This is a genomic window from Streptomyces erythrochromogenes (genome assembly GCF_036170895.1).
GTDB classification, from domain to species: domain Bacteria; phylum Actinomycetota; class Actinomycetes; order Streptomycetales; family Streptomycetaceae; genus Streptomyces; species Streptomyces erythrochromogenes.
Genome location: NZ_CP108036.1, coordinates 3,425,904 through 3,443,486 on the forward strand (window position 1 = coordinate 3,425,904; position 17,583 = coordinate 3,443,486).

Below are 17,583 nucleotides of genomic sequence, written 5' to 3' on the forward strand. Positions count from 1 at the left end.
TTCGCGCTGCCGGGCACCCGCACGTGGTCCCGCTCCCTCAGAGCTTCTGCACCGGCGCGTACCGCAGCAGCAGCCGCTTCGGCTTGTCGTCGCCGAAGTCGATGGTGGCCTGCGCGTCCGCGCCCGCTCCCTTGACCTCCATGACGGTGCCGAGCCCGAACTGGTCGTGCGTGACCCGGTCCCCGACCACCAGCGCGATGACGGGCTTGTCCGCGGCCCGGCGCGTCGCGAACCCGGACGGGCCCGACTTCGTACGCGACGAGGACAGGAAGGCCTCGGGCGAGGTGCCGAACGAGGACCGTCCGCCGCCCGAGCCCGAGCCGTAGCCCGAACTGCGCATCGGGCCGGCCGGCTTCTGGGCCGCCCCCGTGCGCTTCCACTGCAGGTACTGGTCCGGGATCTCCTCCAGGAACCGCGACGGCGGGTTGTACGAGGGGGTGCCCCACGCACTGCGCATGCTGGACCGGGTCAGGTACAGCCGCTCGCGCGCACGCGTGATGCCGACGTAGGCGAGGCGGCGCTCCTCCTCCAGCTCCTTGGTCTGGCCCAGCGCGCGCATGTGCGGGAAGACCCCGTCCTCCATGCCGGTCAGGAAGACCACCGGGAACTCCAGGCCCTTGGCGGTGTGCAGGGTCATGAGGGTGATGACGCCGGAGCCGTCCTCGTCCTCGTCGGGGATCTGGTCGGAGTCGGCGACGAGGGCGACCTGCTCCAGGAACTCGGCGAGCGTGCCGGGACCGGCCGGCGCCGTGCCCTCCGGCGCCTCGGCGGCCGCGGCATCCCGCGCCTGCTCGAACTCCAGCGCCACGGCGGCCAGTTCTTGGAGGTTCTCGATCCGGGTCTCGTCCTGCGGGTCGGTCGAGGCCTGGAGTTCGGCGAGGTAGCCGGTGCGCTCCAGGACCGCTTCCAGCACCACCGCCGGGCCGGCGCCCGAGTCGACGATCGTACGGAGCTCCTCCATCAGCGCGTTGAACCGCTTCACGGCGTTGGTGGAGCGGGCCGCCATGCCGAAGGCCTCGTCGACGCGCCGCAGCGCCTGCGGGAAGGTGATCTTCTCGCGCAGCGCGAGCGCGTCGACCATCGCCTCGGCGCGCTCGCCGATGCCGCGCTTGGGCACGTTCAGGATGCGGCGCAGCGGGACGTTGTCCTCCGGGTTCGCGAGGACGCGCAGGTACGCGAGGACGTCGCGGACCTCCTTGCGCTCGTAGAAGCGGACGCCGCCGACGACCTTGTACGGCAGGCCGACCCGGATGAAGATCTCCTCGAACACGCGGGACTGGGCGTTGGTCCGGTAGAAGATCGCGACGTCGCCGGCCTTGGCGTCCCCGGCGTCGGTGAGCCGGTCGATCTCGTCGGCGACGAACTGGGCCTCGTCGTGCTCGGTGTCCGCGACGTAGCCGGTGATGACGGCGCCGCTGCCGGCCTGGGTCCACAGGTTCTTGGCGCGGCGGTTCTCGTTGCGCTCGATGACGGCGTTGGCGGCGGAGAGGATCGTCTGCGTGGAGCGGTAGTTCTGCTCCAGCAGGATCGTCGTCGCGTCCTTGTAGTCCTCCTCGAACTGGAGGATGTTGCGGATCGTCGCGCCGCGGAAGGCGTAGATCGACTGGTCGGCGTCACCCACCACGCACAGCTCGGCCGGGGGCAGGTCCGGGTAGCCGGTGCCGACCAGCTCGCGCACCAGCGTGTACTGCGCGTGGTTGGTGTCCTGGTACTCGTCGACCAGGACGTGCCGGAAGCGGCGCCGGTAGTGCTCGGCGACGTCCGGGAAGGCCTGGAGCAGGTGCACCGTGGTCATGATGATGTCGTCGAAGTCGAGGGCGTTGGCCTCGCGCAACCGCGCCTGGTACATCGCGTACGCCTGGGCGAGCGTCTTCTCGAAACCGTCGGCAGCCTGGTCGGCGAAGGCCTCTTCGTCTATCAGCTCGTTCTTCAGGTTCGAGATCTTGGCGTTGAAGGACTTCGGCGGGAACTTCTTCGGGTCCAGGTCCAGGTCGCGGCAGACGAGCGCCATCAGGCGCTTCGAGTCGGCCGCGTCGTAGATCGAGAACGAGGACGTGAAACCGAGCCGCTTGGACTCGCGGCGCAGTATGCGCACGCACGCGCTGTGGAAGGTGGAGACCCACATGGCGTTGGCGCGCGGGCCGACCAGGCCCTCGACGCGCTCCTTCATCTCGCCGGCGGCCTTGTTGGTGAAGGTGATCGCCAGGATCTGGCCGGGGTGGACGTTCCGGGCGGCCAGCAGGTGCCCGATCCGGTGGGTCAGCACCCTGGTCTTGCCGGAGCCGGCGCCGGCCACGATGAGCAGCGGGGAGCCCGCGTGCACCACGGCGGCGGCCTGCTGCTCGTTCAGGCCGTCCAGGAGCGTCGCCGGGTCGATGACGGGCTTGGGGGCGCCGTCCCGGTAGTACGCGTCCCCGGTCATGGGCACGTCGAAGTGGCCCCCGAAGAGGTCGTCCGCACCCGCCTCCGGGGCGGGGTGCTCCTCGGGCGGCGGCGGGACCTCGTCGGAGGGGGTGAGGTCCGCCAGGAAGCTGTCGTCAAAGAGGCTGCTCATCGCATTCCGAGTCTAGGGGGCGGGACCGACAGGCCAGCACGAGTTCCAGCAGACCGGGGAAGCGGAGCTCCAGGTCGTCGCGGCGCAGCGCGAGGTAGAGCCTGCGGCCCTGGGCGCGCCGGCAGATGACTCCGCTCTCCCGCAGCGTCTTGAGGTGGTGCGTGACGCTCGACCGGGGCAGGTCGGGCACGACCTCGCCGCAGAAGGCCTCCTCGCCGGAGGCGAGCTTGCGGACGATCTCCAGCCGGACGGGGTGCCCGAGCGCAGCCAGGACGTCGACGAGCTGGAGCCGGTCGGCGGCGGGGTGGGGCAGGTCGGCGGCGGCAGGCATGCCCCCCACTGTACGCAGATCTCGTACGGACGTCGGCGGAGCTTTCCTGAGCAGGGCGGCAGGCCCTCGCCGACGGGCCGACCCGCTTCTTCGGCCGAGCTCGCGCCCCCGTACGCTCGACTGCCATGGACGTACTCATCAGTGTCTTCGTCGGTCTGCACATCATCGGGATCGCCGCTCTCCTCGGTGGCTTCCTGACCCAGATGAAGGCGATGAGCGCGGGCACCGCCCGCTTCACGCCCGCCATGCTGCACGGCGCGCTCACGATGCTCGTCACCGGCGTGCTCCTCGTCGGCTTCAACGAGATGGACGGCACGCCCGTCAACAACATCAAGGTCGGCGTGAAGCTCGCGCTCCTCTTCGTGATCCTCGCCCTCGTCTACGTCAAGCGCGACGAGGAGCACGTGGACAAGGCGCTCTTCGGCGCGGTCGGCGGACTGACCGTGATCAACATCTTCATCGCCCTTCTCTGGCACTGACCCGCACCGCAGCGATCCGCTCCGGTCCCGTGCGGCCAGCTCCGGTCGCATCAGGGCACTTACGATCATCGCGTCATCCGCCCGTTACCTCCGGGTCTAGCGTCCTCCTCCAAGCACCGGCAGAGGAAGGACGTGAGGCCCTCGTGGCCAGTCATCGAAAGCCCAGGCAGCGCTCGCTCTCCGGCGGCCCGGTACGGACGACCGCCGCCACCATCGCCCTCGCGGGCGCTGCCACCGCCACCGCCTTCGAAGGCGCCGCCCAGGCCGACCCCCGGCCCACCCCCGCACAGATCAAGACGGAGGTGGACCGCCTCTACGAGGAGGCCGAGGCGGCGACCGAGCGGTACAACGGGGCGAAGGAGCAGGCCGACGAGGCCGAGAAGGCACTGACCGGCCTGCGCGACGAGGCCGCCCGCAAGGCCGACCAGCTCAACACCGCCCGCAGCGCGCTCGGGACGCTCGCCGCCTCCCAGTACCGCAGCGGTTCCCTGGGCACCGCCGTACAGCTCGCCCTGGCGGACGACCCGCAGGAGTACCTCGCCCAGGCCTCCTTCATCTCCCGCGCCGGTGACCGCAACGCCGCCGGGATCACCACCGTGCGCCGCAAGCTGGACGAGGTCTCGAAGCTGCGGGAGCAGGCCTCCGGCCGGCTCTCCGACCTCCGCTCCCGGCAGGACGAGCTCGCCGCCCACAAGGCGGAGGCCGAGGAGAAGCTCGCCGCCGCCAAGCGCCTGCTGGCCAAGCTCACCGCGGAGGAGCGCGCCGCCTACGAGGCCCAGGCGCCCGGCGCCGCCGCCGCACCCTCCGGCCCGGTCACCGCCGCGCCCCCGCCGCCCGCCGACGGCTCCCGCGCGGCCCGCGCCGTGGCCTTCGCGTACTCCTCGATCGGCAAGCCCTACGTGTGGGGCGCGACGGGGCCCGGCTCCTTCGACTGCTCGGGGCTGACCCAGGCGGCCTGGCGCTCGGCCGGGGTCTCGCTGCCCCGCACGACCTACACCCAGATCAACGCCGGCCAGCGCGTGTCCCGCGACCAGCTGGCCCCCGGCGACCTGGTGTTCTTCTACTCCGGGATCACGCACGTCGGCCTCTACGTCGGCAACGGCCAGATGGTCCACGCCCCGCGCCCGGGATCGACGGTCCGGCTGGCGCCGATCGACTCGATGCCCTGGGCCGGCGCCTCCCGCCCGGCGTGAGGCCCCGCCCGGCGTGAGGCCCCGCCCGGCGTGAGGCCCGTCGGCCCGCTGCCCCCTCAGCCCTGTGCGCAGTACCCGCACGTCCCGCGCCGGCGGAGGTAGTAGGCGAGGGTGGCGGCGCCCAGCGCCGCTCCCCACACCACCCACAGCATCGCCGGGTAGTTGGTCCCCCAGCCGAAGGGCTGGTTGCCGGCCCGGATCATCATCAGGCCGCCGGGTACGGCGACGACGGAGACCAGCAGGGCCGGGACGATCGCGGTGGCGGGTGCGACCGGCCTGCCCGCCTTGAACGGCACCCACGGCGGCCAGACCTCGCCCCAGCGCGCGATCAGCCCGTGGGTGAGCACTCCGCCGACGACCGAGGCGAGCCCCAGGCCGAGCCCGATCCCGAGCAGGCCCGGGGTGTCCTGCATGTCCTTCAGGAACGCGTCGGTGATGCCGAGGGGGTAGCCGAAGAACCAGGCCACGCGGGTCACCTCGTACGGGACGGTGGACAGCACGGCCACCAGCACCGCCCTGCGCCCCCAGCGGGCGGCGGACTCGGGCGTGGTCCACGAGGCGGCCCGGCCGCCGCGCCCGCAGTGCGCGCACAGCCCGCCGGCCCGACGCTGGTGGGCCAGTGTCGCCAGCGTCCAGAGCACGCCGCCCACGAACAGGATCAGCAGGTTGTCCCGGTGCCAGAAGAGGATGTCGCCGACGCCGTCCTGCGGACCGGGCACCCCGGTGAACGCGAACACCACGAGGAGCGGCGCGAAGGCCAGCACGGCGATCAGGGTGTAGTCCTGCACGGCCACCGTGAGCGTCGCGGCCAGCGTCCAGCCGACGACGAGCAGCGCCCGGCGGCCCGCGCCGGCGGTGCACCGGCGGCGCGCCATGAGCACCCCGCAGACCGCCCCCACCAGCCCCACCACCGCGATGACCGGGGCGACCACGGCCACCGGGCTCGGGTCGAGCACCGACCCGGACGAGCGTTCCACGGCGGCCTTCGCGAACGGGTACCCGGCGCCGCCCAGCGCCCAGTACAGCCCGGCCAGTCCGTAGCCGAGGGACCAGACGGCCGCCGCGTACCCGGCCCAGTGCGGCCAGCCCGACCACCACCGGCGGCGCACCGCCGCCCGCGCCTGTGCCTGCTTCTGCGCCCGGCCCTGCTCGTTCCTGCTGCCCACCGCGTGTGCCATGACCCTGATCCCCCTCGGATGTCGTCCTGGGACCAGGCTCCCGGCCTGCGGCCACCGGGCACATCGGCCGACCGGCAGAGATCGACCGCCCCCCGACGGCCGATGTCTGCCGATCGGCAGATCCGGGGGAGGCACCCCCTAGGGGGCCTTGACCACGCCGCTCAGCCAGCCGAAGGTCTGCGGCAGCTGCTTGGACCACGAGTCGAGGTTGTGGCCGCCGGTGACCTTCTCCGCGTGCACGACGGTCGGCTTCTGCGCGATCGCCTTGAGGTCCATGCCGGACAGGTAGCCGTCCTGCTCGGCACCCGACAGCCACAGCGAGACCGCCGGCGGCGCCGGCTGGGCCTTGAGGACGTTCTTCAGGTTGTGCGAGACGCGCAGCTGCGGGTCCTGGGCGACGAGCGAGGAGGGTTCCTGTCCGGGGTCGTTGTAACCGGACAGGGAGACGGCCGCGCTGTAGCGGTCGGGGTGGGCGATCGCCAGCTTGGCGGCGCAGTAGGCGCCGGCCGAGTAGCCGGCCACGCCCCAGGTCCGGGCCTCGTCCGAGGCCCGGAAGTTGTCGACGACCATCTTGCGGACGTCGACGCTGAACCAGCTGTCCGCGTTGACCTTGCCGGGGAGGTTGGCGCAGCCGGTGTCGCCGTTGCCCACGAGCATGGCGCGCGGCGAGACGAGGATGAACGGCTGCACCTTGCCGCTCTTCATCAGCGGCTCCAGCACCTCGTGGGCCTTGAGCCCCTGGAACCAGGACTTGCCCGTACCCGGGATGCCCGGGATCAGCTCGACGACCGGGAACTTCTTGTCCTTGAAGGCCGGGTCGTCGTACTGCGGCGGCAGCCACACCAGCACGTCGCCCTTGACCCCGGATATCTTCCCGTCGAGCTCGGTCTTCTGGACGCGGCCGCCGAGGCCCTCGACCGGCTGGAAGGCCTGCTTGACCTTCGGCGCCTCTTCGACCTTCTTGCCGCCCAGCCCGTCCGGACCGAGGTCGGGGGCCGCGGTGACGTACTTGCCGGTGCCGAGCAGATCGCCCCACGAGTTGTAGAAGTGCTCGGCCCTGTTGACGGCGACGAACACCACGGCGACGGCTGTGACCTGGGCGAACAGCACCATCAAGGTGCGCAGCAGGGTGCGTACGACGGCAGGGCCGCGCACCTTGCTCCAGACGGCCAGGGGAAGGATGACGGCGATCACGGTCAGCGCGATCACCGACACGAAGAAGGGTGTACCGGTCAAGCTCATCACGCCAGCCTAGAGTGCGGCCGGCGGGAGCCCGGTTGCCCATTCGGCCTGCGGTGTGGGTCACACCGCAGGCCGGGGGCCTTCAGGCGTCACACGAGGCGGCGGGCCGTCGCCCAGCGGGTCAGCTCGTGCCGGTTGGAGAGCTGCAGCTTGCGCAGCACCGCCGAGACGTGGGACTCCACCGTCTTCACCGAGATGAAGAGCTGTTTGGCGATCTCCTTGTACGCGTACCCGCGCGCGATCAGCCGCAGCACCTCGCGCTCGCGCTGCGTGAGCCGGTCCAGGTCCTCGTCCACCGGCGGCGCGTCCGTGGAGGCGAACGCGTCGAGCACGAAGCCCGCCAGCCGCGGCGAGAACACCGCGTCCCCGTCCTGCACCCGGAAGACCGAGTCCACCAGGTCGGTGCCGGTGATGGTCTTGGTGACGTAGCCGCGCGCACCGCCGCGGATCACGCCGATGACGTCCTCGGCCGCGTCGGACACCGACAGCGCCAGGAACCGCACCGGGTTCTCGGCGGCCGCCATCAGCGGGGCGCAGCGCCGCAGCACCTCGACACCGCCGCCGCCGGGCAGGTGCACGTCGAGGAGGACCACCTCGGGCCGGGTGGCGGTGATGACGGTGACGGCCTGGTCGACGTCGGCAGCCTCGCCGACGACCTCGACCCCGGTCCGGTCGGTCTCGCCGATCTCGGCCTGCACTCCCGTGCGGAACATCCTGTGGTCGTCGACGAGCACCACCCGGACGCGCCCCCGGCTACCGCCGGGGGGACCCCCGGTCTCCCCCGTGCCTGCGTTCTCTCCGGCCTCGGTCATGCCGCGTTCGCCGCCCTCTCCATCTCCAGCTCGACTTCCGTGCCGCCGTCGGGCGCGGACCGCAGTCGTGCGGTCCCGCCGTTGCGCTGCATCCGGCCGATGATCGATTCTCGTACGCCCATGCGGTCTTCGGGTACCGCGTCGATGTCGAAGCCCGGTCCCCGGTCCCGTACGGACACGAACACGGTCTGCCCCTCCACCTCCGCGTACACCTGTACCGGGCCGCCCTCGCCACCGTACTTGGCGGCGTTGACCATCGCCTCGCGCGCGGCCTGGATCTGTGCGCCCAGCTTCTCGTCGAGCGGGCAGTCGCCGACGACTACGACCTCGATGGGCACGCCGTGGTGGTCCTCCACCTCGGCGGCCGTCTTCTTCACCGCCTCGGCCAGGGTGGCCGGTTCCTCGGCCTCGTCCTTGCCGGTGCCCTCGGGCTTGTAGAGCCAGTTGCGCAGCTCGCGCTCCTGGGCGCGGGCGAGCCGGCGCACCTCGCCCGCGTCCTCCGCGTTGCGCTGGATCAGGGTGAGGGTGTGCAGCACCGAGTCGTGCACGTGGGCGGCGACCTCGGCGCGTTCCTGGGCGCGGATGCGCATGAGCCGCTCCTCGGAGAGGTCCTGCGTCATCCTGATCAGCCAGGGTCCGGCGAGCAGGGCGACGCCGACGAGGACGGCGAGGGTGGCGGTCAGGACGTTGCCGAGCTGCGCGGCGGAGCCCCGTACGACGATGAAGACGGTGAGGCCCACGCCGACCAGGGCGACGCCGGCGAGCGCGCGGGCGGCCTGGAAGAGCCGCCCGTGCCGTCCGGCGGCGGTGGTCCAGTGGGCGCGGCGGGCGTTGTCGGCCTGCCGCCATACGAGGACCACCCCGGCCCCGACCAGCAGCGTCGGCCACACGTAGCGCCCGGACTCGCCGCCCAGCTGGACCTTGGAGATGAAGATGCCCGCGCCGATGAACAGGGCGACCAGTGCCGTGATCTGCCCGCGGTCGGGTTTGCGCAGGCGGCGGGTGCCGTCGGGGAGGGTCTCGAAGAAGGAGCGGTGCCCGGCGCGCCCGCCGACGCCGAGCGGTACGAAGACCCAGAACGCCGCGTAGAGCAGCACGCCCAGCCCGTCGCCCCACATGAACAGGAGGAGGAACGCGAGCCGGACCCAGCCCACGGGCAGCCCGAGGTGCCCGGCCAGACCGCGCGCCACACCGCCGAGCATCCGGCCGTCGGCGCTGCGGTAGAGCTTGCGCTGCGGCGGGTCGTCGGCGTCCGGGGCGTGCGGGGGGCGGGTGGCGGCGGCTACGGGCATGTCACCAAGGGTCACACGGCGGGCCGCGGCCGGGCATCAGGGCATCCCCCCACTTCTGCCCGGGAGATTTCAGGGTTGCGCCAGGGTAGGACCGGATTCCGGGTGCCCGCGCCGACCGTCACCATGGACGCATGACCGAAGTACACGACGCCCCGCCGGCGGACCCCGGGGCACCCCGGGCGGCCGAGCCCCGGCCGCCCCTGCGCCGCAGCAAGCGGGACAAGGTCCTCGCGGGCGTGTGCGGCGGCCTGGGCCGGTACTTCGACCTGGACCCGGTGGTCTTCCGGATCGTCCTCGGCGTCCTCGCGGTCACCGGCGGCGTCGGCCTCATCTTCTACGGCTTCGCGTGGCTGCTGCTCCCGCAGGAGGGCGAGGAGGACAGCGAGGCGAAGAAGCTGCTGACGGGCCGGGTCGAAGGGGCGACCCTGGCGGCGGTGTTCGCCGCCCTGGTGGGCTGCGCCCTGTTCCTGTCGATGCTGGACAACGGCGCGCTGGCGGTGTTCTCGGTCCTGGTGGTCCTGGCGCTCGGCGGCGCCTCGTACTGGTCGCAGCGGCGCCGGCAGACCCTTGCCCCCGAGGCGGAGGCGCCCGCCCCGGGCGGGGCCGCGTCCCGCGCCGCGCACTCTCCGGCGGCCCCGCCGGAGACGAAGGCGCCGCCCGCTCCCGGTTCCCCTTCCTGGTGGCGGGACCCGCTGGTCAAGGACGGCACCACCGGCCCCGTCGGCTCGACGGGGTACCTGTGGGGGCCGCCCGACGTCGCCGCCGACCCGGTGGAGTCCGAGGCCGCGGGCGCCGCGGACGCGTCCGTACGGCCGCCCGCCGCCGCCCGGGTCCGGGGGCGCGGCGGCATCGGCGGCCGGGTGTTCGTGCTCGCCCTGCTGGCGGGGGCCGCCGGTACCGCGGCCGAATGGGAGGGCAGCTCCCTCGGCGCGGCCCTGCAGACCGGGCTCGCCGCCGCCCTGGTCGTCTTCGGCCTGGGCCTCGCGGTCAGCTCCTTCCTGGGGCGCACCGGCTTCGGCACGGTCGTGCTGGCCGTGTTCACCTCCGGCCTGCTGGCGGGCGCCGCGGCACTGCCGCGCGAGATCGGCACCGACTGGCGGGAGGTCAAGTGGCGGCCGGCCGCGGTGGCCGACGTACGGCCCGAGTACGAGGCGGGCACCGGGCTGGCCACCCTGGACCTGAGCCGCCTGGACGTGCCCAGGGGCACCACCGTGGCCGTGAGCGCCTCCATCGACGCGGGCCGGCTCAAGGTGCTCCTGCCCCGGGAGGTCACCGCCCAGGCGGACGTCACCGTCCGGCGCCTCGGCGACATCCAGCTGCCGGGCGACTACGCCGGCCGCATCGAGCGGGCAGGGCCCGGGCAGCAGAACCGGACGGCGACCCTCGCGCCGGCCGCCGGCACCGAGGCCGGCGGGACGATCGAGCTGGACCTCAGTGCGGGTATCGGACAGGTGGAGGTGGCCCGTGCGGCGTCATGAGTTCCAGCCGGGACGGCTGATCGCGGGGCTGGTCCTGCTGCTGGCGGGCGTGCTCTACCTGCTCGACAGCACCGGCGAGGCCGACGTGCCGTGGTTCGCGGTCGTCCCGCTGACCATGGGAGGCCTGTCGCTGGCCGCACTGGTGGGTCTGGTCACCTACGCCGTACGCCGGGACCGGCGCGAGGCGATCTCCGAGTCCAGCGACAGGTAGGGCGCACCGGCGAGGATCAGCGGGGTCCAGGCCATCAGGTAGATCAGGTCGTTGCCGTAGTAGTACGGGGAAACCGCCCACGACACCGTCAGCCACAGGCTGAGCGAGATCAGCGCCCCGCCGATCGCCGCCGTCCGCGACAGCAGGCCGACCAGGGTGCCGAGGCCCACCAGGATCTCGGCGACGGCGAGGAACACGGCGAAGCCCACGGGGGACTCCAGGGACAGGTCCACCAGGGCGGGGACCGCGGAGCTGTCGCGCACCCCGCGCATCAGCTCGCCGATGGAGCCGTCGCCGGAGGCGGAGAGGAACGCGGGATCGAAGAGCTTGTCCAGCCCCGCGTAGACGAAGGTCACGCCGAGGAAGAGCCGCAGGGGCAGCAGGTGGTACCGGGCAGCCTGGTCACGCAGCCCGCGCGGTACGTCGGTCCGGGGAGGTGCTTCGGTTCTGGTCACGCGTCATGTGTACCCCGATCACTCGGCCACGTCGATGGTGCAGCGGTTGGATTCCACTCCGGCGGCCGTGACTACCTGGATCTCGGTGCGCCCGGGTTCCACTTCCGCGGGGACCGGCACCGTCAGCACCGCGTCGGAGGGGTTGGTGAACCCGCCGGGCACCGGGACCAGCGGTACGTGCACGTGGACCGCCCCGATCCGCACCACCAGCCGGGCGAGCATCTCCGGGGTCTGCGCGCCGGGCGGCACGAATCCCACGCCCCGGATCTCGATGTCGTCCCCGGGGCGGACGGCGGCGTCCAGGTCCCCGGGCTCCCGTCTGCGCACCACCGACAGCACGAGCGGGCGGCTGCCCTCCGCGTACTTCGCCGCCAGGTACACCGCGGCCGACAGGGCGACCAGCAGGGCCAGCGCCCACGGCAGCTGCGGCAGCCGGTCCGGGAAGCGGGCGAGCGAGGCCCCTGCGTAGGCCAGTACGGCCGTCGAGACCAGCACGTACTGCGCGTCCGGGAAGCTGCCGCGGCCCGCGTCGTCCGTCAGCAGGTCCGCTCCGCGCGGCCGGTCGGCCGGCAGCTTCTGCAGCCGCTGGCTCATGATGCGTACGCAGACCACCCGGCGCACCAGCACCGCCACCCCGGAGGTCAGCACGACCACCGACAGCAGCGGCAGCGCTCGGTCCAGGGCGAGGCCCGCGTACAGCGCCTGCCGCTCCGGTCCGGGGGCCGACGCGGCCAGCCGCAGCGCGGGCAGCAGCGTGGCGAACGCCGTGAGCACCACCCAGGCGCTGGGCACCGCCTTCGAGGTGGACAGCCGGTTGTCCTCGCCGACCAGCGGGGCCATCAGCCCACCGCGCAGCGACTGGGCGCGGGCCGCGACCGTCAGCAGCCCGGCCAGCAGCAGGGCGGCGAGCAGTCCGGCGGTGCGGGCCGTGGACCAGCCGGTGCCGAGTGCGGCGGCGACCTGGACCAGCAGCAGGACGCCGGCGGCGATCCACACGGCGAGGACGGCCCGCCGCGAGAACACGTACAGCCAGGTGTTCCCGGCCTCCCGGCCGCGGTCGGCGACGTTGCGGGCGGACAGGGTCAGCTCGTCGGAGACCCACTGGCGGGAGGCGCCGAGGGAGTGGGCGACGGCGGCCGGCACGCCCTGCCCGGCGGCGAACTCGTCGCGCTTCTCCAGGAACGCGGCGACCGCTCGGCGGTGCCCTTCACGTGCGCACTCCTCGCAGGCGCAGGCAGTGGTATGGGTGCCGCGGGACATCTCTTGGACAGCCACGTACGTGCCGCCTCTCTGAACTACGGGGCAATGCCAGCGAATTGTGCACCACTGCGGCAGTGCTCCGGATTGCGCACGATGTCAGAGCAGGTGATTAACGGTTCATGATGTTGACGCCATGTCCGCGACGGTCTGCCACAGCGGCTGGTAGCTCACCCAGGCGGCGAGGTCCCCGCCGAACCGCTCGCGGGTGGCGACGGCGCTGTGGTGGTCGATGAGCACCGGTTTCCCGGCGGCCCGCGCGATCAGCTGGACCTGCGCCGCCCGTTCCGCCGCGACGAACCACCAGGCGGCCGCGTCCACCGAACCGCCGACGGTCAGCAGCCCGTGGTTGCGCAGGATGAGCGCCTTGTACGGGCCGAGCGCGCGGCCGATCCGCGCGCCGTCCTCCGCGCCGGCGTACTCGTCGAGGAGCGCGTGGTCCTCGTAGAAGGCACAGGCCTCGTGGGTGATCGGGGCGAGCAGTTCACCGAGGGCGGCCAGCGCCCGGCCGTACGGGGCCTGCGCCCGGACGACGGCCACCGCCCCGGGGCGCGCCCGGTGCACGGCGGCGTGCACGGCGAAGGCCAGCTGGTTGACCCGCCGCTCCCCCTGCACCACGCGCCCGTCCCCGTCGACGAGCAGCAGGTCCTCGGGGCCGAGGGCGGCGAAGGCGCGGCCGAAGGGGTTCACCCAGTAGCAGTCGTCGAACTCCGGGTCCCGTGCGGTGACGTGCCCGGCGACCCCGTCCTCGTACCCGAGGCGCGCGAACAGCCGCAGCGTTCCGGCGAGGCGCTCCTTGCGGTACGCGCGCTCCTCGGCGGGGTCGGTGTGCGCGGGCGGCATCTCGAACCGCAGCCGGTCCACCGGCACCGGGCCGGGCCGTATGCCCGGCGCCCCCGTCTCCTCGGACATCGCCCGCCCTCCTCCGCTCCGGCTCCGCCGTCGTCGGCGCAAGGTACTGGCCGCCGCGTGAGGAGAACAGAGCCGCGCACCGGCGAAACGGCGACGGCGCCGCCGCTCAGCCTGGCTGAGCGGCGGCGCCGTCGTGCGGGGCGGGGCCCCTTACTCCCACTCGATGGTGCCCGGGGGCTTGCTCGTGCAGTCCAGGACCACACGGTTCACCTCCGGCACCTCGTTGGTGATGCGGGTGGAGATCCGGGCGAGCACCTCGTACGGCATGCGCGTCCAGTCCGCGGTCATCGCGTCCTCGGAGGAGACGGGGCGCAGGACGATCGGGTGGCCGTAGGTGCGGCCGTCGCCCTGGACGCCGACGCTGCGGACGTCCGCGAGCAGGACGACCGGGCACTGCCAGATCTCGCGGTCCAGGCCGGCCGCGGTGAGCTCGTGGCGGGCGATCGCGTCGGCCTCGCGCAGCAGGTCCAGGCGCTCCTTGGTGACCTCGCCGACGATGCGGATGCCGAGGCCGGGGCCGGGGAAGGGCTGGCGCTGGACGATCTCGTCGGGCAGGCCGAGCTCCTGGCCGACCATGCGGACCTCGTCCTTGAACAGCTGGCGCAGCGGCTCGACGAGCTCGAACTCGATGTCGTCGGGGAGGCCGCCGACGTTGTGGTGGGACTTGATGTTCGCGGTGCCGGTGCCGCCGCCGGACTCGACGACGTCCGGGTACAGGGTGCCCTGCACGAGGAAGGCGACCGCGGGGCCGTCCTCCTGGAGGATCTCCAGCTGGGCCTGCTCGAAGACGCGGATGAACTCGCGGCCGATGATCTTCCGCTTGGTCTCCGGGTCGGAGACGCCGGCGAGCGCGTTCAGGAAGCGCTCCTGGGCGTCGACGACCTTCAGCTGCACGCCGGTGGCGGCGACGAAGTCCTTCTCGACCTGCTCGGTCTCACCCTTGCGCATCAGGCCGTGGTCGACGTAGACGCAGGTGAGCTGGGAGCCGATGGCCTTCTGCACGAGGGCCGCGGCGACCGCGGAGTCCACGCCGCCGGACAGGCCGCAGATGGCGCGCTTGTCGCCGACCTGCGCGCGGATGGCCGCGACCTGCTCCTCGACGATGTTGCCGGTGGTCCAGGTGGGGGCGAGACCGGCGCCGCGGTAGAGGAAGTGCTCCAGGATCTGCTGGCCGTGCGTGGAGTGCATCACCTCGGGGTGGTACTGCACGCCGTACAGCTTCTTCTCGTCGTTCTCGAAGGCCGCCACGGGTACGACGTTCGTGGACGCGGTGACGGTGAAGCCCTCGGGGGCGGCGGAGCAGGCGTCGCCGTGGGACATCCACACCGACTGGTTCTCCGGGGTGCCCTCGAAGAGGGTGGAGCCGACCTTGGAGACGTGCAGCGGGGTGCGGCCGTACTCGCGGGCGCCGGTGTTGTCGACGGTGCCGCCGAGGATGGTCGCCATCAGCTGGAAGCCGTAGCACATGCCGAAGACGGGGATCCCGGCCTCGAAGAGGGCGCGGTCCAGCTGCGGGGCGCCTTCCTCGTAGACGGAGGACGGACCGCCGGAGAGGATGATCGCCTTCGGGTTCTTGGCCAGCATCTCGTCGACGGGCATCGAGCTCGGCACGATCTCGCTGTAGACCCGTGCCTCGCGGACGCGGCGGGCGATGAGCTGGGCGTACTGGGCGCCGAAGTCGACGACGAGAACCGTGTCCGGGGCGCTGTCGTGGGCGGCGGAGGGTGCTTCTGGCACGGGGCGGCCTTCCGGCGGAAGAGGTGGCTGTTTTGTCGATTCTAACGGGGGACGCCGGGGCCCCTTTGTCTCACCATCCGAATCGGCTTGGCACGCGACGGGACACGAGGCCATAATCCCTTCCATGCGCAAGCAGCTGAGCTTCCTCTTTACCTATGGCACCGGCCGGTCCGGTCGCCATGGGTCATCGTGATGCTCGCTTGAGCCGCTGACTTCCCAGAGCGCCCCGGTCCGACAGGACCGGGGCGCTCTGCGTTCCCGCTCCTGCCGGCACGACCCACAGGAGAACCCCATGAGCGTCACCACCACCCCCGAGCAGCTGATCGCCGAGTCCCGCACCCGCATCGACGCCATCGACGACCGGATCATCGGACTGATCCAGGAGCGGATGGCCGTCTCGACGGTCATCCAGGACGCCCGGATCGCCTCCGGCGGGCGCCGGGTGCACCTGTCCCGCGAGATGGAGGTGCTGTCCCATTGGAGCGATGCCCTCGGCAAGCCCGGCACCGCCCTCGCGATGACCCTGCTGGAGCTGTGCCGGGGCCGGGTGTGACGGCTGTTCGTCACCCGTCCGGAGCGTGACCGCCCCCGGGACGCTTCGTTGGTGAGGATGTCCGCGTCAGCCAGCCGCGGAACCGCAACACCACGCGTGGCTCTGCAGGAGCGATGAGACGTACGCCTCGTGGTGCGTACGTCGTGGGACCTCGCTCCTTCGCGTGACCGGACGGCAGGGGACAGCAGCCCGGTCACCCCGTAAGGACGGCCGGCCCGGGGGACGCCCCGGGCCGGCCGTTCTGCGTACGGAGCCGCGCGGCTAGGCGTGCGAGCCGGTCTTGCGGCGGAAGGCCAGGACCAGGCCGCCGCCCGCGGCCACGAGCACCGCGCCGCCGAGCGCGAGCATCCCGGCGGAGCTGCCGGTGGCGGCGAGGTCGCCGTTGGCGGTGACGCCGGAGGTGGCGGTGGCGGTGGGCGTGGCCGAGGTGGTCGCCGTCGCGGTCGGCGAGGGGCTGGTCGTGGCGGTCGGCGTGGCGCCGCCGTCCTTGGCGCTGATCACGACGGGCGTCTTGTCATTGGCGTGGTTCGGGTCCCACGGCTGGCCCTTGGTGCCCTCGGGCGTCCCCCGGCCGACCGAGACGGAGCCCGCGGCGTTCGCCACGACCTGCTCGATCTTCAGCTCGAACGGGTAGCTGAACTTCTCCCGCTCCCCCACGACGTGGCCGGTGGAGCAGAAGTAGCGCGGCGCGCCGAGCGTCTGCTCGCGGGCGGTGCCGTCGGCGTTGACGCCGTGGCAGCCGGCCGGGACCTTGGTGACCTTCGTGCCGGCCGGGATCACGATGTCGGTGCGGGCGACGCTCTCACCGGAACGCAGTTCCGCCACCCAGGCGGGACCGTTGTTGCGGAAGCCGAAGTCGGCCCTGACCGTCTCGCCCGTCCCGCCGGCGAGGGCGACGGGCCAGGCCACGAGGTCGGCGCTGTTCCTCGTCCTGAAGTCGAACTCCTGGAGGTTGTTCCAGGGGTCGAGGTCCGCCGACTGCGCGGAGGCGGCCTTGGGGGCGCGTTCCCGCACGGCCAGCTTCTTGCCGCCGGTCGGCTTCCTGGACGTCTTGCCGGCCTTCGGCTGGTGCCCGTCGGCGTACACGGCGTAGGTGAGGGCGTCGGCGAAGGCGTGCGGGGCGGCCTTGAGGGTCAGCGAGCCGTCGACCCCGTAGACGCTGCCCGGCTTGTACTCGCCTTCCAGCAGGCACTGCACCGTGCTCCAGCTCGTGTTGAGGGGCTGGCCCTCACCCGTGTCCTCGGAGTAGGAGCAGTTGTCGTACTGCTCCAGCAGGTCGATGCCGTGCGTGGTGCGCATCTCCAGGACGACGCCCTGGACGGACTCCGTGCCCTCGTTCGCGAAGACGATCGACAGGTTCTGCCGGTCGCCCGGCTTCTGCTCCTCCTTGAGCCCGGCCCGCTCCAGTACGAGGTCGGGGCCGCCGACCCGGACCTTGGTGGTGGCGGCCTTGAAGGTGGCGCCCTCGGCCTTGCCGGTCACGGTGAGGTCGGCGGTGGCGCCGGCCTTGCTGCCCTGGGCGGCGCTGAGGTCCAGGTCGACGACGCCGGTCTCCCCCTTCCACAGTGCGGGCCGCTTGCAGGTGACGGCCGCCTCGGTGAGCGTGCAGTCCGAGCCCTGCTGCTTCGCGAGGGCGACGTCGGCGATCCCCTTGAGGCCGCTCAGGTCGATCGTGAAGGTGCTCTGGCGCTCGAACGCCGAGGCGGTGTCGTTGACGAGCCGGAACTCGACCGAGGCCTTCTGCGGTGCGCCGCTCTGCCCGGGGTGCGGGCGCAGGCCGATCTCGGCCGGTCCGGCCAGGGTGAAGGAGGGGTCCGCGGCGTGCGCGGGAGTGGCTGCGAGCCCCAGGGCGGCGATGCCGCAGGCAGCCAGCAAGGAGATGGGCTTTCTCATGCTGCC

16 protein-coding genes are annotated in these 17,583 nt (G+C 72.5%); 5 read left to right on the forward strand and 11 right to left on the reverse strand.

Annotated elements, in window-relative coordinates; genetic code table 11:
* Positions 1-37 precede the first annotated feature (37 nt).
* Together pcrA and OHA91_RS15325 are read right to left on the reverse strand one after the other, a co-directional pair.
* On the reverse strand, positions 38-2,554 hold the full coding sequence (gene pcrA, locus OHA91_RS15320; protein WP_031147888.1) for a DNA helicase PcrA: 2,517 nt from the start codon (positions 2,552-2,554) through the stop codon (positions 38-40).
* Positions 2,538-2,885, reverse strand: coding sequence for an ArsR/SmtB family transcription factor (locus OHA91_RS15325; RefSeq protein WP_037631794.1), 348 nt, complete (start codon positions 2,883-2,885; stop codon positions 2,538-2,540). Before OHA91_RS15325 ends, pcrA begins: the two co-directional genes overlap by 17 nt.
* Positions 2,886-3,010: 125 nt before the next feature.
* On the opposite strand from OHA91_RS15325, the gene OHA91_RS15330 reads away from it, so the two are divergent.
* Positions 3,011-3,364, forward strand: a complete 354-nt coding sequence (locus OHA91_RS15330; protein ID WP_031147886.1) for a hypothetical protein — start codon at positions 3,011-3,013, stop codon at positions 3,362-3,364.
* Between the two features lie 143 nt (positions 3,365-3,507).
* Entirely contained in the window at positions 3,508-4,557 is a 1,050-nt protein-coding gene (locus tag OHA91_RS15335; protein WP_328739446.1) for a C40 family peptidase, read from the forward strand.
* Positions 4,558-4,613: 56 nt separating this feature from the next.
* Here OHA91_RS15335 and OHA91_RS15340 read toward each other — a convergent pair whose 3' ends face one another.
* From OHA91_RS15340 to OHA91_RS15355, 4 genes are all read right to left on the reverse strand, one after another.
* Complete coding sequence (locus OHA91_RS15340; RefSeq protein WP_328739448.1) at positions 4,614-5,735, reverse strand: NYN domain-containing protein; 1,122 nt, start codon at positions 5,733-5,735, stop codon at positions 4,614-4,616.
* Between the two features lie 138 nt (positions 5,736-5,873).
* Complete coding sequence (locus OHA91_RS15345) at positions 5,874-6,977, reverse strand: alpha/beta hydrolase (RefSeq protein ID WP_031147882.1); 1,104 nt, start codon at positions 6,975-6,977, stop codon at positions 5,874-5,876.
* Between the two features lie 89 nt (positions 6,978-7,066).
* Entirely contained in the window at positions 7,067-7,789 is a 723-nt protein-coding gene (locus OHA91_RS15350; protein ID WP_031147881.1) for a LuxR C-terminal-related transcriptional regulator, read from the reverse strand.
* A complete protein-coding gene (locus OHA91_RS15355; RefSeq protein ID WP_031147880.1) occupies positions 7,786-9,081 on the reverse strand; it encodes an ATP-binding protein in 1,296 nt (431 codons plus the stop codon). The genes OHA91_RS15350 and OHA91_RS15355 overlap by 4 nt, the downstream gene beginning before the upstream one ends.
* 131 nt (positions 9,082-9,212) lie before the next feature.
* On the opposite strand from OHA91_RS15355, the gene OHA91_RS15360 reads away from it, so the two are divergent.
* Together OHA91_RS15360 and OHA91_RS15365 are read left to right on the forward strand one after the other, a co-directional pair.
* The gene (locus tag OHA91_RS15360) at positions 9,213-10,559 is read left to right on the forward strand and encodes a PspC domain-containing protein (RefSeq protein ID WP_328739452.1); all 1,347 of its coding nucleotides are present in this window, start codon (positions 9,213-9,215) and stop codon (positions 10,557-10,559) included.
* Complete coding sequence (locus tag OHA91_RS15365) at positions 10,546-10,770, forward strand: hypothetical protein (protein WP_031147878.1); 225 nt, start codon at positions 10,546-10,548, stop codon at positions 10,768-10,770. Before OHA91_RS15360 ends, OHA91_RS15365 begins: the two co-directional genes overlap by 14 nt.
* Here OHA91_RS15365 and OHA91_RS15370 read toward each other — a convergent pair.
* The 4 genes from OHA91_RS15370 to guaA all read right to left on the reverse strand — a co-directional run bounded on the left by OHA91_RS15370 (position 10,716) and on the right by guaA (position 15,131).
* Entirely contained in the window at positions 10,716-11,225 is a 510-nt protein-coding gene (locus OHA91_RS15370) for a TQO small subunit DoxD (RefSeq protein ID WP_031147877.1), read from the reverse strand. The genes OHA91_RS15365 and OHA91_RS15370 overlap by 55 nt on opposite strands.
* Before the next feature lie 18 nt (positions 11,226-11,243).
* Positions 11,244-12,500, reverse strand: coding sequence for a hypothetical protein (locus OHA91_RS15375; protein WP_031147876.1), 1,257 nt, complete (start codon positions 12,498-12,500; stop codon positions 11,244-11,246).
* Positions 12,501-12,602: 102 nt separating this feature from the next.
* Positions 12,603-13,394, reverse strand: a complete 792-nt coding sequence (locus tag OHA91_RS15380) for a class II aldolase/adducin family protein (RefSeq protein WP_031147875.1) — start codon at positions 13,392-13,394, stop codon at positions 12,603-12,605.
* Positions 13,395-13,544: 150 nt separating this feature from the next.
* Complete coding sequence (guaA, locus tag OHA91_RS15385; protein ID WP_031147874.1) at positions 13,545-15,131, reverse strand: glutamine-hydrolyzing GMP synthase; 1,587 nt, start codon at positions 15,129-15,131, stop codon at positions 13,545-13,547.
* Positions 15,132-15,423: 292 nt separating this feature from the next.
* On the opposite strand from guaA, the gene OHA91_RS15390 reads away from it, so the two are divergent.
* Positions 15,424-15,684 carry a chorismate mutase gene (locus OHA91_RS15390; protein WP_031147873.1) on the forward strand — a complete coding sequence of 87 codons (261 nt, stop codon included), beginning with the start codon at positions 15,424-15,426 and terminating at the stop codon, positions 15,682-15,684.
* A gap of 261 nt (positions 15,685-15,945) precedes the next feature.
* On the opposite strand, the gene OHA91_RS15395 is transcribed toward OHA91_RS15390, so the two are convergent.
* Entirely contained in the window at positions 15,946-17,577 is a 1,632-nt protein-coding gene (locus tag OHA91_RS15395; protein WP_328739459.1) for an LPXTG cell wall anchor domain-containing protein, read from the reverse strand.
* Positions 17,578-17,583: the final 6 nt, after the last annotated feature.